The organism is Pseudomonas sp. B21-010 (assembly GCF_024749325.1).
Lineage (GTDB): Bacteria > Pseudomonadota > Gammaproteobacteria > Pseudomonadales > Pseudomonadaceae > Aquipseudomonas > Aquipseudomonas kilonensis.
The window spans coordinates 4,647,818-4,662,207 of the sequence record NZ_CP087198.1 but is presented as its reverse complement, the minus strand read 5'-3'; the positions used below and the strand labels follow the sequence as shown (position 1 = coordinate 4,662,207).

The window sequence follows — 14,390 nt, the reverse complement described above, 5'->3', positions numbered from 1 at the left end:
ATCGCAGGCTTCGCCAGCTCCTACAGAGCCAAGCGGGAGCAAGCCCCCTCGCCACAGGATGTTGTGAAGCTAGGGCAACTCGATCCGCTCGCTTTCCCCCGGCACCGTCGGCCAGTCTCCAGCGGCCCAGCGCCGGCGGACCTCATCGATCCGGGCCGGGTCGCTGGAAACGAAGTTCCAGTTGATCCGTCGCGGTCCGTCCAGGGGCGCACCGCCGAACAGCACGGCATGGCAGTCACTGTCGGCAAACAGCGTCATTTCTTCCCCTGTCGGCAGGATCACCAGGGAATGGGCTTCTACCGGCTCGCCATCCAATGACGCCTCGCCGCTCAGCACATACAGGGCCCGCTCTGCATGTTCGGTGGGAATCAGCAAGGTCGTCGCGGTTTGCAGCATCAACTCGGCATACAGCGTTGGCGACAGCACCGGCACCGGCGATTCCAGGCAAAAGCCTGACCCGGCGATCATCCGGATGCTGACCCCCAGGTTCTCGCTGACCGGCAGGCTGTGTGCCGGGTGATGGCTGTAGTGCCCGGGGCCTTGTTCATGGGCCTTGGGCGAGGCCAGCCAGACTTGCAACCCATGCATGACGAATGCGCTGCCCAGCAATGACTCGGGGGTGCGCTCGACGTGGGCGATGGCGCTGCCGGCGGTCATCCAGCTGACATCCCCGGCGTCCACCACCTGGTCGGAACCCAGGCTGTCCTTGTGCTGGAGTTTTCCTTGGAACAGGTAGGTGAGGGTGGACAGGCCGATATGCGGATGTTGGCGGATGTTCATGCCTCTGCCGGCCGGGTAGGTGGTTTGCAGCATGTGATCGAAGAACACGAAAGGCCCGACGCTGCGGCATTTGGCGGACGGCAGCGGGCGAAGAATCGGCTGGCCTTCGACATCTTCGGCGCGGGGGCGAACGGTCAGGGGAGTGCTCATGTTGTCTTCCAGGTTGAACAACGGTTGCACGAAGCATAACCCGTCGTCGGCAGACGCGGCAGATACGCCTTGAACCCAGGCGGGACGGTTAGGGTCTACGCTGTTCAAGGCTTCTGGAGACTGCCCGTGCCCCTGACTCGTCTGATCTGCGCCTGGCTACTGGTCGTTTCCAGCAGCGGCGCCGTGGCTCGTGAATATGCCTACAGCGATGCGCACCTGCATTACGTCGATTTCTTCCAGGAAACCGCCGGCATGCCCAAGTTGCTCCAGGCGATGGCGGACAATCGCATTGAGCATGTGATGATTTCCGGTGTGCCGGTGGCCAAGAAATGGCATGAGGACGAGCCCAAGCGTCCGCGCTATTACGCCGGTGACGATGCGGATGCCTATTGGTACAGCGCCACCGACGTGATTGTCGCCGCGGCGGTGAGCAAGCTGACCGACGAGCAGCGCCGGCACTTTCATCCCTTCCTGTCGGGCTTCAACCCCAACGACAAGAACTCCGCCGCCCATATCCAGCGCATGCTCGATCTCTACCCGGGTTTGTGGCAAGGCATCGGCGAGGTCTTCACCCGCCACGACGACCTGACGGCGCTGACCTCGGGCGACACCCCGCGGGCCAACAATGAAGCCATGACGCGGATCTATCACCTGGCGGCCGAGAACGACTTGCCGGTGATGCTGCATTCCAACATCACTTCCAAGCGTGAGAAAAATCCGCTGTACCTGGCAGAAATCGAGGAGCCGTTGCGCAATCATCCGCATACGCGCTTCATCTGGGCTCACGCCGGTACCAGCATGGAGATCCATCGCCACCAGACCCGCTTGGATTTTCTGTTGCCGACCCTGACCCGCATGCTCGAGGCTTACCCCAATCTGTACATAGACCTGTCCTGGAGCGTGCTCACGCCGTACTTGCTGGACGAGGCGGGTAAGCCGCGGGATGAGTGGCTAACGCTGGTGGAGCGCTTTCCTGAGCGCTTCATGGTGGGTTCGGATGTCGTCGGACGGTTCAACAAGTTGGGCAAGGAGCTGCGCAGCTTCGATCCGTTTCTCGATGCCTTGCCGCAAGACGTGGCGCGGAAGGTGGCGCGGGATAACTTTCTTTCGGTATTGCCGCGCTCAGTGGCCCGCTGAGTCCGCTTTTGTGGCGAGGGAGCTTGCTCCCGCTGGGCTACGCAGTAGCCCCAAATCTGGCGACTGCTGCGCAGTCGAGCGGGAGCAAGCTCCCTCGCCACAGGTCAACCCTATCCCCAAGTTATAGCTGGCATGGCCAACATCGCTTTGTCATCAGCCTGTCACTCCCGCGTCATACCCTCGCGCTCATCTCAATCAAGGAGCGCACTATGCACCTCACCCGTTCAAGCGCACTGGTCGCGCTGTTGTTGACCTGCGGCCTGGCACAGGCCGAAGTCCGTGTCGAAGGCCCGGTGGAGTACGGTGTTTTCGACGGGCCGCAAGCCGAGCTGCAATCGGGAGAGCGGGTCCTGCGGCGCAGCAACGAGCAGATCCGCCAGACCGAGAGCGTGCCGGCGAAGCTGGGCACCAAGTTCGGCATGCGCTACCAGTTGGCCGGCAAGGTCGCGGATGACCAGCCGTTGACTCTGTTGTACTTCACTCCCGGCATCCGCACCCCCGATGGCGTGCGCCACGACAAGTTCGAGGTCATCCAGAAACTGGTGCCCGGCGCGCCTCAGGATGTCATGGCCTACGAATTCACCGAAAGCCACGAAGTGGTGCCGGGGGAGTGGCGGTTCATGGTGTTCCAGGGGGATCGGCTGCTGACGCAGCAGCGGTTTGTCGTGCGCTGATTGAGGGAGCACTGTGGGAGCGAGCTTGCTCGCGATGGCTGCGGCACATTCAACATTGATGCAGGCTGATCCACCGCTATCGCGAGCAAGCTCGCTCCCACAATGAGCTCAGGCATATTTGCCAGGCAAAAAAAACGCCCCGAACCAGTCGGGGCGTTTTTGTGTGTGGCGTAGCGGCGGGGCTTACTTGCCCTGCCAGCGCTGCATGACCAGGGTGGCGTTGGTGCCGCCGAAGCCGAAGCTGTTGCTCATCACGGTATTGATGGTGGCGTTTTCGCGAGTCTTGGTCAGGATTGGCAGGTCGGCCACTTCCGGATCCAGTTCGTCGATGTTGGCGGAACCGGCCATGAAGTTGCCTTCCATCATCAGCATGCAGTAGATCGCTTCGTGAACGCCGGCGGCGCCCAGGGAGTGACCCGACAGGCTCTTGGTGGAGCTGATGGCCGGGGCCTTGTCGCCGAACACTTCGCGCACACCTTTCATTTCCGCGACGTCGCCGACCGGAGTCGAGGTGCCGTGGGTGTTCAGGTAGTCGATCGGTGCATCAACGGTGGACATGGCCATCTGCATGCAACGCACGGCGCCTTCACCGCTTGGTGCGACCATGTCGTAGCCGTCGGAAGTGGCGCCGTAGCCGACGATTTCCGCGTAGATCTTGGCGCCACGGGCCAGGGCGTGTTCCAGCTCCTCGACCACCACCATGCCGCCGCCGCCAGCGATGACGAAGCCGTCACGGTCTGCATCGTAGGCGCGGGAAGCCTTGTCCGGGGTGTCGTTGCGCTTGCTGGACAGGGCGCCCATCGCGTCGAACAGGAACGACTGGCTCCAATGTTCTTCTTCGCCGCCACCGGCGAACACGATGTCTTGTTTGCCCATCTGGATCTGCTCGACCGCATTACCAATGCAGTGGGCACTGGTGGCGCAAGCGGAGGAGATCGAGTAGTTCAAACCCTTGATCTTGAACGGCGTGGCCAGGCAGGCGGAAACGGTGCTGCCCATGGTCCGCGTGACGCGGTACGGGCCAACGCGCTTGACGCCTTTCTCGCGCAGGATGTCCAGCGCTTCCATCTGGTTCAAGGTGGAGGCGCCACCGGAACCGGCGATCAGGCCGGTGCGCGGGTTGGAAACCTGCTCTTCGGTCAGCCCGGAGTCAGCGATGGCGTCCTTCATGGCCAGGTAGGCGTAAGCCGCCGCGTGGCCGACGAAACGGTAGATCTTGCGATCGATCAGCTCTTCGAGGGGAAGGTCAATGGAGCCGGAAACCTGGCTACGCAGACCCATTTCGGCATATTCCGGATTGAACCGGATGCCAGGGCGACTTGCACGCAGGTTAGCGGAGACGGTCTCTTTGTCATTGCCCAGGCACGAAACGATGCCCAGACCAGTGATAACGACGCGGCGCATGCGGATAACCCTTAGAAGTTGTCAGTGGAGGTGAAAACGCCAACCCGGAGGCCTTCGGCGGTGTAGATCTCGCGACCATCCACGGCGACCGAACCATCGGCAATGGCCATGTTCAGCTTGCCCTTGAGGACACGCTTGATATGAATGTTATAGGTGATTTTCTTGGCGGTCGGCAGGACCTGACCAAAGAACTTCACTTCGCCCGAGCCCAGGGCGCGACCGCGACCCGGCAGGCCTTGCCAGCCGAGGAAGAAACCGACCAGTTGCCACATGGCGTCAAGGCCCAGGCAGCCCGGCATGACCGGATCACCTTCGAAGTGGCAGGCGAAGAACCACAGGTCCGGAGTGATATCCAGCTCGGCGACCAATTCACCTTTGCCGTACTTGCCACCCTCTTCGCTGATATGGGTGATGCGATCCACCATCAGCATGTTCGGGGCGGGCAGTTGCGCGTTACCTGGGCCGAACAGCTCACCGCGACTGCAGCGCAGCAAATCTTCCCGGGTAAAGGCGTTTTGTTTGGTCATGCGAGCTCCTCAATAGTCCCATGCGGCAGGGTGGGGCAAATCTTCCCGGCCGACCGAAGCGTTCATGCCTCGAATCGACAGCCTACTCATAGACTATTGCGTTGTAGTGAAAGTCACAGCACACGGGAAATGAATGTACACCTGTGCACTGAAATTTTTATTCAAGCCCCAATCGAGGCTTGTTCGGGTGCTTAAGACTGCCGCACTTTCGCCTTTCACGCCAGTCACAGATGGTCCAGTGACCTGTTCTAATTCACCCAGCGCTGCAGAATCTGCTGCAGGTCGTTCCTTTTGAACGGCTTGGCCAGGTAATCGTTCATGCCCGCCGCGAGGCAGGCTTCGCGGTCACCCTGCAAGGCGTTGGCCGTCAGGGCGATGATCGGCACCTCGCCGCAGCCCGGCAACTGACGGATCTGCCGCGTGGCTTCGTAGCCATCGATGATGGGCAAACGGCAATCCATGAGGATCGCCTCGAAAATCAGGCTTTCGGCGCTGCGTACAGCTTGGGCGCCATCGGTGGCGATGCTGACGGTGAAGCCCAGGCTGCGCAGCATGGCTTCGACCACTGTCTGGTTGACCGGATTGTCTTCCACCAGCAATACGTTGCGGCCTTCGCCATCGCCGCTGCCGCTGCCGATAGGCAGGCGCGGCGCCAGGGTCACTGGCGTCTGGCGCGACAGGGCCAGCGGGATTTCGAGGGTGAACACCGAACCCTGGCCTTCTTCGCTCTGGGCCCGCAGCGTCCCGCCCATGCGCTCGGCCAGGGTACGGGCGATCGGCAGGCCCAGGCCGGTGCCGCCGTAGCGCCGGGAGATCGAATTGTCGGCCTGCTGGAAGGCGTCGAACATGCGCTCCAGGCTCTCGGCCGGGATTCCGATGCCACTGTCGCGCACTGTGCAGGTGAACCACAGCAGTTCGTGGTCCAGGGCCTGCCACTGGCATTGCACGGTGACACGGCCTTGCTCGGTGAATTTCAGTGCATTGCCGATCAGGTTGACCAGGATCTGCCGTATCCGTGTCGGATCGCCCTGGACCTGCAAGGCCTGCAGGTCGTCCGGGACCAGCAGGTCCAGGCCCAGCTTGCGCTGCGCGGCGCTGTGCTGGAACGACTGCGCGCAACTGCTCACCAGTTCTGCCAGGTTGAACGGGATGTGCTCCAGCTCCAGGGCCGAGCGTTCGATGCGCGAGAAATCGAGGATGTCGTTGATCACCTTCAGCAGGTGTTCGGTGGATTCCGAGGCCAGCGCCGTGTACTCGTGCTGCTCGTCGGTCATGCGGGTGGTTTCCAGCAACTGCAGCATGCCCAGTACGCCGTTCATGGGCGTGCGCAGTTCATGGCTCATCATCGCCAGGAATTCGGACTTGGCGCTGTTGGCTTTTTCCGCTTCTTCGCGGGTCTTGATCAACTGCGCCATGGCCTGGTGCTGTTCACGGCTGGCTTGCCCCAAACCATCGGCCAGGTTGTTGATGTGCCGCGACAAGGCCCCCAGTTCGGCGTCATCGACGATGGGCAGCGGGGTGCTGTAGTCGCCTTGCTGGATGGCCTTGACCGCGTTACCGATGTCGCGGATCGGCCGGGACAGGTTGGTCGCCAGCCGGCGCGCCACCAGGAAGGTGAACAGCAGGGCGAACAGTGCCAGGATCGCGGCCTTGAACAGAATCTCCTGTTGCCGCTGACTGAAGGCGTCGCTGGACATGCCGACGATCACGCGGCCCAGGTAATCTTCGCCGGAGGCCTCCACGGATGGGCTGTTGCCCTGCAGGAAATCATTGTTCAGGGCGATGCGCTGCAGGCGCACCGGGGCCTGGAAGACTTCAACCTGCTGGCCACGGCTGCGGGTTTGCTCGGGTTGTTCGACGTACACCAGGACCTTGTCGGTGCTGTCCTGGATCTCCAGGAAGCGCACGTGTGGGGTCGCCAGGGTGGCGGTGAGCAGGCTTTCCAACACTTCTTTATTGCCGGAAATCACCCCGTATTCCGTGGCGGGGGCCAGTTGGTTGGCGATCAGTTGCCCGGTGTGATTGAGTTCCTGGCGCAAGTCCTGGATCCGCACGAAGGTAAAGAAACTGATCAGCAGCACAGTCAGCAGCAACGCCGGGCCGAGGGCGATGAGCTGGGTTCGGGTGTTGATGTCCCAACGGCGACGCAAGGTCATGGGCGGTGTTCTCCTTCGGCCAACGTTGCCGCGACGGATTCGGCATCAATCGGTTCGATCCCCAGTGAGCGGGAGACCTGCCGGTTGCCCAGGACCTTGAAACGGTCCGGATACAGGGTGCGCGGCCAGGTGGTGGCGGGGCGGTCGAGCAACTCGTCGAGAATCGCCAGCCAGTCTTGTTGGTCGCTATAGGTGCTGGCCAGGCTGCCGGCCTTGACGAATGCGGCGCTGGGCCCGATCAGGGCGCGTTGCCGGGCGTAGCTGCTGAGCAACAGGTTCTTCACGGTCTTGGGGTTGTACAAGTCGGGGTCATCGAGACCCAGCAGCACGTCGCTCTGGCCCAGCAGGTTTTGCAGGGAACGGCTGTCATTGGTGTCGTCCCAGCGTTCGCTGACGAGGGTCAGGCCCAGCGGTGCCGCGGCCTGTTGAATGTCCTTGAGCAGGAATTCGCTGTGGGTGTCGTAGAGCACGCCGACCCGTCGCACCTGCGGCAGGATGGCGCGGATCAGCCGCAATTGCCGCGCCATCGGTGGATCGCTCCACAGCAGGCTCAGGTGCGCAGGCGTTGCTTCGCCCAGGCGATCACGGGCTTGCTGGCGGCTGATGCGCAGCACCAGGGTGGCCGGGCCCCGGGCGTCTTGCAGGCGCCAGTCGAGGCTGGGCAGGTCAAGCAGGATCAGGCGGACATTGCCCGGCAGCTTGTCTGGTGCTGGCAGGTTGGCCAGCGGCGTAAACCGCACGCTGTCTTCAGGGCGCAGGGTTTTCAGGGCATGGGTGAAAGATTGCACGCCGGGGCTGTCCTCGGCGCCGGTCAGCAGGATCTCGGCGGCCTGGGCCTCGATGGTCGCCAGCCAACCGGCAAACACCAGGCATAGGGCTAGCGTCAGGCGGCCATGAAATGGCGTCTTGCGGGGTGGGCGTCGGGACATCTAGAAAGACAACTCCGCGCTGAAGTACACGACATGGCGGGAGTCGTAGCGATTGTCGATAAACGTGGTGGGCTGGTTGTCCAGGCGCTGCTGCAGGACTCCTGCCAGTTCCAGGCTGGCCTTGCCCAGGGGAATGCGCCGGGCGAGGCGGGTGTCTACCCGTTCGTAGCGATAGCCATTGAGGGCGTCGGCGGCGTAATAGAACAGCGCACTGTTCCAGCCTTGGCCCCAGTCCCGTAGCCAGCCGGCCGAACCGCTGTTGCGGGCGGTCAGTTGTTCGTCGAGGGGGTTGCTGGCCTGGGCGTCGACATAGGCATAGGTCAGGCGCAGGCGGTCGGCGCTGGTCACGCGCCAGTCGACCTGGGTTTCGGCCCCGGAGAATTGCGATTCGTTGCTGTTGCTGGCGATGTACTGATTGTTGCGCAACGGTTCGCTGATCATGTCGGTGATTTCGTCATGGAACAGTTTCACGTCGACCGCCAGCCCCAGGTCCACGAAATAACCGTTGTAGCCCAATTCCCGGGAGCGCATGTGCTCTTGTTCCAGGTTGCCCGGGCCGCGGGTCCGGACGAAGTAACGGGCACTGTTCTGGCCGAAGGCGGCGGGTTGCAGGTTGGTGACTTGATAGCTCCAGTTGACGTTGTTCTCGAACATGTCCGGGGAGCGCACGGCTTCGGAGTACACCGCCCGCAGTCCGTGGCGCGGGGTGATCAGGTAGTTGACCGCGACCCGTGGGGTCAGCGAACTGCCGGTCAGGCGGGTGTCTTCGAACATCGCGCCGCCCTGCAACAACCAATGCTCGGTGGCCCGCCATTCGAGCTGGCCGAACAGGCGCCAGGTGGTGTCGTCCAGGGTGCCGTTGAAGTATGTCTGCGAATCGGCCCGGTCATAGCGATAGTTGGCGCCGGTGACCAGTCGCAGGCTGTCGGACAGGCTCAGGGTGTCCTGGATCTCCAGGTCGTAGCGCGATTCCCGGGCGCTCTGGTCGATGTCGCCGCACAGGGTTTGCGAGGCACCGTTGCGCCACTGGTCGAGTACCTGATTGGCCAACGCCTGTTCCTGTGGCGTGCCGGCTGGCGCGCCGCTGCTGATGTAGCTGGGGATATTGCGCGCCAGCTTCTCGGCATAGTAGGGGTTGAGCTGCCACAGGTCGGTCAATTGCGGGCTGAAGGACACCTCGGCGTCGCAGGCGCGCCAGGTCTGCTGGCGATCCCAGTGCTGGATCGAGCCCTGTACATAAAGACTGTGGTCGGGGTCCAGGTCCAGGTTCCAGCGCAGTGAGCCTGCGTAGTCCTTGGCGATGACGTCGGAATTGTCGCCGGCGGCGGTAATCCCGGCGAACACCGGGTGGTAGGTGTAGGGCCGCTGATTGGTCCCGTCCTTGGCGTTCAACTGCCAATCGATACTTTGCTGCTCGTTCAACGTCTGGCTGACGGACAGGTTGAAGCGGTTCAGGCGGCGGCTGTCGCGGTAATCGGCGCCGTTGCGGTCGCTGTCAAAGCCATCGTCTTCCTGGCCGGACAACGACAACCGCAGGTCGCCGCCGTCCCAACCGCTGCCCTGGCTGGCGTACCAGTCGCTGATGCCGCGTTGGCCACGGGTGATTTTCAACCGGGTGCCGTGGCTGTCGGCCGGGGCACGGGTGATGATGTTGACCACCGCCATCAGCGCATTGGCGCCGTAGCTGACGGTGTTGGGGCCGCGGAAGACTTCGATCCGCTCGATGTCCTCCATGGCCACCGGAATATCGCTCCAGTCCACCGTGGCCAGGCCGGCGCGGTACACCGAGCGGCCGTCGATCAGCACTTGCATGCGGCGGGCTTCGCTGGCGTTGGTGCCATGGTAGTTCACCGCGGCCTGGTTGCCGCTGATGTTGCCGACCATCATGCCCGGCACCAGGCGCAGCAGTTCGCTGATATCGCGGGCGCCGCTGGCCTTGATCAACTCGCTGTCGAGCACGGTCATGCTGCCTGGCACTGCCGCTGGTGATTGCTTGAGGCGCGTGGCCGTCAGCACCTGGGGCATGGGCTGGCTGTCCACGAACAGGTCGTCGCCCAGCACTGGCGGGCTGATGATCAGTGCCAATAGCAGGGACGAGCCTGGACGGGAAGGGCCAACGGACACGGCACAGCCTTTGAGATAGGGTGGATGGCGGGCATGTTAACCGAGCTGAACGACTTTTCCATTCGCGTTGACAGCATTTTCCTAGGAATTGATGGTCAGCTTCCTACAGCTGGTGGTAATTGTTGCCGGGGCTGGTCGCGCTCTGGCCGCTCCGTATAATGCCCCGCATTGCCACTTGGTATGGATGAACGGATTGCATATGACTGAACAGCGCCCGATTGCGGTCCTGGGAGGCGGGAGTTTCGGCACCGCCGTGGCTAACCTGCTGGCCGAGAATGGTCACCCGGTGCGCCAGTGGATGCGTGACCCGGAGCAGGCCGAGGCCATCCGGGTCAATCGCGAGAACCCGCGTTACCTCAAGGGCATCAAGATCCGCCCGGAAGTGGAACCGGTGACTGACTTGCAGGCAACCCTGGAGGGCAGCGACCTGTTCTTCGTCGCCTTGCCATCCAGCGCCTTGCGTTCGGTGCTGGCGCCCTACGCAGAACGCTTGAGCGGCAAGCTGTTGGTGAGCCTGACCAAGGGCATCGAAGCCAAGACCTTCAAGCTGATGAGCGAGATTCTCGAAGAAATCGCGCCCAAGGCTCGGATCGGTGTGATCTCCGGGCCGAACCTGGCGCGGGAAATCGCCGAGCACGCGCTGACCGCCACCGTGGTCGCCAGTGAGGATGAGGAGCTCTGCCAGCGGGTCCAGGCGGCATTGCATGGCCGCACCTTTCGGGTCTACGCCAGTGCCGACCGTTTCGGTGTGGAACTGGGCGGGGCGTTGAAGAACGTCTATGCCATCATCGCCGGCATGGCGGTGGCGCTGGGCATGGGCGAGAACACCAAGAGCATGCTGATCACCCGTGCGCTGGCGGAAATGACCCGCTTTGCCGTCAGCCAGGGCGCCAATCCGATGACCTTCCTGGGGTTGGCCGGCGTGGGCGACCTGATCGTCACCTGTTCCTCGCCCAAGAGCCGCAACTACCAGGTCGGTTTTGCCCTCGGCCAAGGCTTGAGCCTCGACGAGGCCGTGTCGCGCCTGGGTGAAGTGGCCGAAGGGGTCAATACCCTCAAGGTGCTCAAGGCCAAGTCCCAGGAGGCGGGGGTGTACATGCCGCTGGTCGCCGGGCTGCACGCGATCCTGTTCGAAGGGCGCACGCTTGAACAGGTGATCGAGCTGTTGATGCGTGGCGAACCGAAGACCGACGTCGATTTCATTTCCACCAGCGGTTTCAACTGAACCTTTATTGACCGCAAGCAGGAGCGAGCCATGAACGATCCGCAAGGACAACCCCAATACGAATCCATCCTGCTGCGTGTGCTGTGGATGGTGATTTACCTGCTGGTCTGGCAGGTGGCGCAATTCATCCTCGGCGCCGTGGTGCTGGTGCAGTTGATCTATCGGCTGATCTACGGCGCTCCCAGTGCCAGCCTGATGAATTTCGGCGACAGCCTGAGCCAGTTCCTGGCCCAGATCGGTCGTTTCGGTACCTTTCACAGCGATCAGAAACCCTGGCCGTTCGCGGACTGGCCGACCCCGCGCACGCCTGAAGGTGAAGCGCCTCACACCGTGGCGCCGGCCCCGCATCCGGCCCGGGACGAGGAGCCGAAGCTATGAGATTGTGGGTGTTGCGTCATGGTGAGGCTGAGCCGTACGGTACCCGTCCCGATCCGGAGCGGGCCCTGACGGCTCACGGTCGCGAGGAGGTGTTGCGCAGTGCCGCGCAATTGATCGGCCAGCCCCTGACCGCGATTTACGCCAGTCCCTATCTGCGCGCCCAGCAGACCGCACAACTGGTGCGCGAAGCGCTGGGTTTTCAGCCTGAGCTGATCACGGTGAACTGGCTCACGCCGGACACCCGGCCGCAAAAAGTCCTGGAACGCCTCGAGGACCAGGACAATGTGCTGCTGGTCAGCCATAACCCTTTGGTGGGCAGCCTGCTGGGCTTTCTGCAGCACGGCCATCTGCAACACCCCGAGCAGGTGCAAACCGCCGGCCTGGCCGAGCTGGAAGGCGACATGCCGCTGGCCGGGGCGATGACGCTCAAGCGTCTGTAATACCTGATCCACCCCAGCGTCTGCATCGCGGGCAAGCCTTGCTCCCACAGTGCTGTGCAGGATTGAATGCAATAAAAAAACCACACAGGAAGGGCAACGATGAGTCTGTGGCGCACCACCCCCAACATCGAGCAACTGAACGCTGCCGGTAAAAATACCATCAGCGAAATGCTGGACATTCGTTTCGAGTCTTTCGACGACGAATCCCTGACCGCCAGCATGGTGGTCGATCATCGCACCCACCAGCCGTTCGGCCTGCTGCACGGCGGTGCCTCGGTGGTACTGGCCGAAACGGTCGGGTCCATGGCGGCCTATCTCTGTGTCGATGCCAGCAAGTTCTATTGCGTGGGCCTGGAGATCAATGCCAACCATCTGCGCGGTGTGCGCAGCGGACGGGTGACCGCCACGGCCCGGATGGTCCACCTGGGCCGCACCACCCAGGTCTGGGACATCCGCCTGGTCAATGACGAGGGCAAGGTCAACTGCGTGTCGCGCCTGACCATGGCCGTGGTGCCGCTGGGTGAACAGCCGCCGGCGCGTTGAACCCGAATGCATTTGTGGCGGGGAAGCTCTTGTGGCGAGGGAGCTTGCTCCCGCTGGACTGCGCAGCAGGCCCAAGACCAGGCGATGCGGTGTGTCAGGCGGATGGTTTGGGGGGGCGCTTCGCAGCCCAGCGGGAGCAAGCTCCCTCGCCACAGGTTTTCATCGCTCATATAACCCCATAGCCCAAGCTCGACTGTCATCATTCCTGTCAGTTACGGTCATTGCCGTGCCGTCGGGTTCTGCGGACAATCTGCCCCAGTTCCCCAATGGATCGGCTGTCATGTCGCAACAGATTTTTTTCGCCCACGCCAACGGTTTTCCCTCGGCCACCTACGGCAAGCTGTTCGCCGCGCTGGCGCCGCAGTACCAGGTCGCGCATCTGGAGTTGCACGGCCATGACCCGCGTTTTCCGGTGGACGATAACTGGCACAACCTGGTGGACGAACTGATCCATCACCTGGAGCAGCAACCGACGCCTGTGTGGGGCGTCGGTCACTCACTGGGCGGCGTGCTGCACCTGCACGCGGCGTTGCGCTGCCCGGAGCTGTATCGGGGCGTGGTCATGCTCGATTCGCCGCTGCTGACCCGTACCGACCAGTGGGTGATCCTGGCCGCCAAGCGCCTGGGCTTAATTGACCGCCTGACGCCAGCGGGCCGGACCCTGGGTCGGCGTGAGGAGTTCGCTGACCTGGCATCGGCCCGGCAGTATTTTGCCGGCAAGACCCTGTTCCGCAGCTTTGATCCGGATTGCTTCGACGCCTACCTGCAACACGGTCTGCAACAAGTCGGCGACCGGTTACGGCTGCGCTTCGACCCTGCCACCGAAATCAGCATTTACCGCGGCGTGCCGCACACCAGCCCCGGGCGGCCCCGTAAGCTCAAGGTGCCGCTGGCCGTGGTGCGCGGTCGGCAGAGTCGCGTGGTGATGCGTCATCACACCCGTTCGGTGGGGCGTATGCTCCATGGCGAATCCCTGAGCATGCCCGGCGGCCATATGTTCCCCCTCGAACGTCCACAGGACACGGCCAACCTGCTCAAGAACCTGTTCCAGCGTTGGGAAGGGCACAACGCATGAGTGTGGTCGAGGAAGTCCGCCTGAGCCTGCCGCACATCGAACTGGCGGCCCACCTGTTCGGGCCGGAAGATGGGCTGCCGGTGATTGCCCTGCATGGTTGGCTGGACAACGCCAACAGTTTCGCCCGCCTGGCGCCCAGGCTCGAGGGCCTGCGGGTGATTGCCCTGGACATGGCCGGCCACGGTCACTCCGGGCATCGGCCGCCCGGTGCCGGTTATGCCCTCTGGGACTACGCCCACGATGTGCTGCAAGTCGCCGAGCAACTGGGCTTGAAGCGTTTCGCCCTGCTGGGGCACTCCATGGGTGCCATTGTCTCGCTGGTGCTGGCCGGCTCCCTGCCGGAGCGGGTGACGCACCTGGGGCTGATCGACGGGGTCATTCCTCCGACAGCCAAAGGCGATAACGCGGCCGAGCGCATGGGCATGGCCCTGCAAGCCCAGTTGGATCTGCAGCAGAAACGCAAGCCGGTCTACAAAACCCTCGAACGGGCCATCGAAGCACGGATGAAGGGGCTGGTGGCGGTCAGTCGCGAGGCCGCCGAATTGCTGGCCCAGCGGGGCCTGATGCCGGTGCCCGGGGGCTATACCTGGCGCACCGACAACCGCCTGACCTTGCCATCGCCTTTGCGCCTGACCGATGAGCAGGCCATGGCGTTCGTGGCGCGGGTTGGTTGTCCGGCGCATCTGGTGGTGGCAGCCGACGGCATGCTGGCCCAGCACTCGGAGTTGCTGGAGCGTCTACCCTTCAGTCATGAGCAGTTGCCCGGCGGCCATCATCTACATCTGAACGACGAGGTCGGTGCCACGCTTGTAGCAGACTGTTTCAATCGGTTCTTCACCGTTCCTTGA

The 14,390-nt window shown here is 63.0% G+C and carries 14 protein-coding genes; 8 read left to right on the top strand and 6 right to left on the bottom strand.

The genetic code is table 11. From position 1 onward, the window contains the following. Positions 1-69: 69 nt before the first annotated feature. A complete protein-coding gene (locus LOY50_RS20625) occupies positions 70-930 on the bottom strand; it encodes a pirin family protein (RefSeq protein WP_258689062.1) in 861 nt (286 codons plus the stop codon). 120 nt (positions 931-1,050) lie between these two features. Here LOY50_RS20625 and LOY50_RS20620 point away from each other — a divergent pair, with 120 nt between their 5' ends. Then, positions 1,051-2,067 carry an amidohydrolase family protein gene (locus LOY50_RS20620; RefSeq protein WP_258691264.1) on the top strand — a complete coding sequence of 339 codons (1,017 nt, stop codon included), beginning with the start codon at positions 1,051-1,053 and terminating at the stop codon, positions 2,065-2,067. 209 nt (positions 2,068-2,276) lie between these two features. Continuing rightward, positions 2,277-2,741, top strand: a complete 465-nt coding sequence (locus tag LOY50_RS20615) for a DUF3859 domain-containing protein (RefSeq protein WP_025214927.1) — start codon at positions 2,277-2,279, stop codon at positions 2,739-2,741. A gap of 183 nt (positions 2,742-2,924) precedes the next feature. Here LOY50_RS20615 and fabB read toward each other — a convergent pair whose 3' ends face one another. The 5 genes from fabB to LOY50_RS20590 all read right to left on the bottom strand — a co-directional run bounded on the left by fabB (position 2,925) and on the right by LOY50_RS20590 (position 9,881). Further along, positions 2,925-4,145, bottom strand: a complete 1,221-nt coding sequence (gene fabB / locus LOY50_RS20610) for a beta-ketoacyl-ACP synthase I (RefSeq protein WP_014339570.1) — start codon at positions 4,143-4,145, stop codon at positions 2,925-2,927. An 11-nt stretch (positions 4,146-4,156) separates the two neighbouring features. Beyond that, on the bottom strand, positions 4,157-4,672 hold the full coding sequence (gene fabA / locus LOY50_RS20605) for a 3-hydroxyacyl-[acyl-carrier-protein] dehydratase FabA (protein ID WP_003204400.1): 516 nt from the start codon (positions 4,670-4,672) through the stop codon (positions 4,157-4,159). Positions 4,673-4,920: 248 nt separating this feature from the next. After that, entirely contained in the window at positions 4,921-6,828 is a 1,908-nt protein-coding gene (locus tag LOY50_RS20600) for an ATP-binding protein (RefSeq protein ID WP_258689061.1), read from the bottom strand. Beyond that, a complete protein-coding gene (locus LOY50_RS20595) occupies positions 6,825-7,757 on the bottom strand; it encodes an ABC transporter substrate-binding protein (RefSeq protein WP_253476965.1) in 933 nt (310 codons plus the stop codon). Before LOY50_RS20595 ends, LOY50_RS20600 begins: the two co-directional genes overlap by 4 nt. After that, a complete protein-coding gene (locus LOY50_RS20590) occupies positions 7,758-9,881 on the bottom strand; it encodes a TonB-dependent siderophore receptor (protein WP_258689060.1) in 2,124 nt (707 codons plus the stop codon). It abuts the gene before it with no gap. 199 nt (positions 9,882-10,080) lie between these two features. On the opposite strand from LOY50_RS20590, the gene LOY50_RS20585 reads away from it, so the two are divergent. The 6 genes from LOY50_RS20585 to LOY50_RS20560 all read left to right on the top strand — a co-directional run bounded on the left by LOY50_RS20585 (position 10,081) and on the right by LOY50_RS20560 (position 14,390). Then, complete coding sequence (locus LOY50_RS20585; protein WP_003204394.1) at positions 10,081-11,106, top strand: NAD(P)H-dependent glycerol-3-phosphate dehydrogenase; 1,026 nt, start codon at positions 10,081-10,083, stop codon at positions 11,104-11,106. A gap of 30 nt (positions 11,107-11,136) precedes the next feature. Beyond that, positions 11,137-11,484 (top strand): DUF4389 domain-containing protein, encoded by a 348-nt coding sequence (locus LOY50_RS20580; RefSeq protein WP_003204392.1) that lies wholly within the window; start codon positions 11,137-11,139, stop codon positions 11,482-11,484. After that, positions 11,481-11,924 (top strand): phosphohistidine phosphatase SixA, encoded by a 444-nt coding sequence (gene sixA, locus LOY50_RS20575; protein WP_258689058.1) that lies wholly within the window; start codon positions 11,481-11,483, stop codon positions 11,922-11,924. The genes LOY50_RS20580 and sixA overlap by 4 nt, the downstream gene beginning before the upstream one ends. A gap of 99 nt (positions 11,925-12,023) precedes the next feature. After that, entirely contained in the window at positions 12,024-12,467 is a 444-nt protein-coding gene (locus tag LOY50_RS20570; protein WP_063324859.1) for a hotdog fold thioesterase, read from the top strand. A gap of 280 nt (positions 12,468-12,747) precedes the next feature. Continuing rightward, positions 12,748-13,542 (top strand): alpha/beta fold hydrolase, encoded by a 795-nt coding sequence (locus tag LOY50_RS20565; RefSeq protein ID WP_253476958.1) that lies wholly within the window; start codon positions 12,748-12,750, stop codon positions 13,540-13,542. After that, a complete protein-coding gene (locus tag LOY50_RS20560; RefSeq protein WP_253476955.1) occupies positions 13,539-14,390 on the top strand; it encodes an alpha/beta hydrolase in 852 nt (283 codons plus the stop codon). The genes LOY50_RS20565 and LOY50_RS20560 overlap by 4 nt, the downstream gene beginning before the upstream one ends.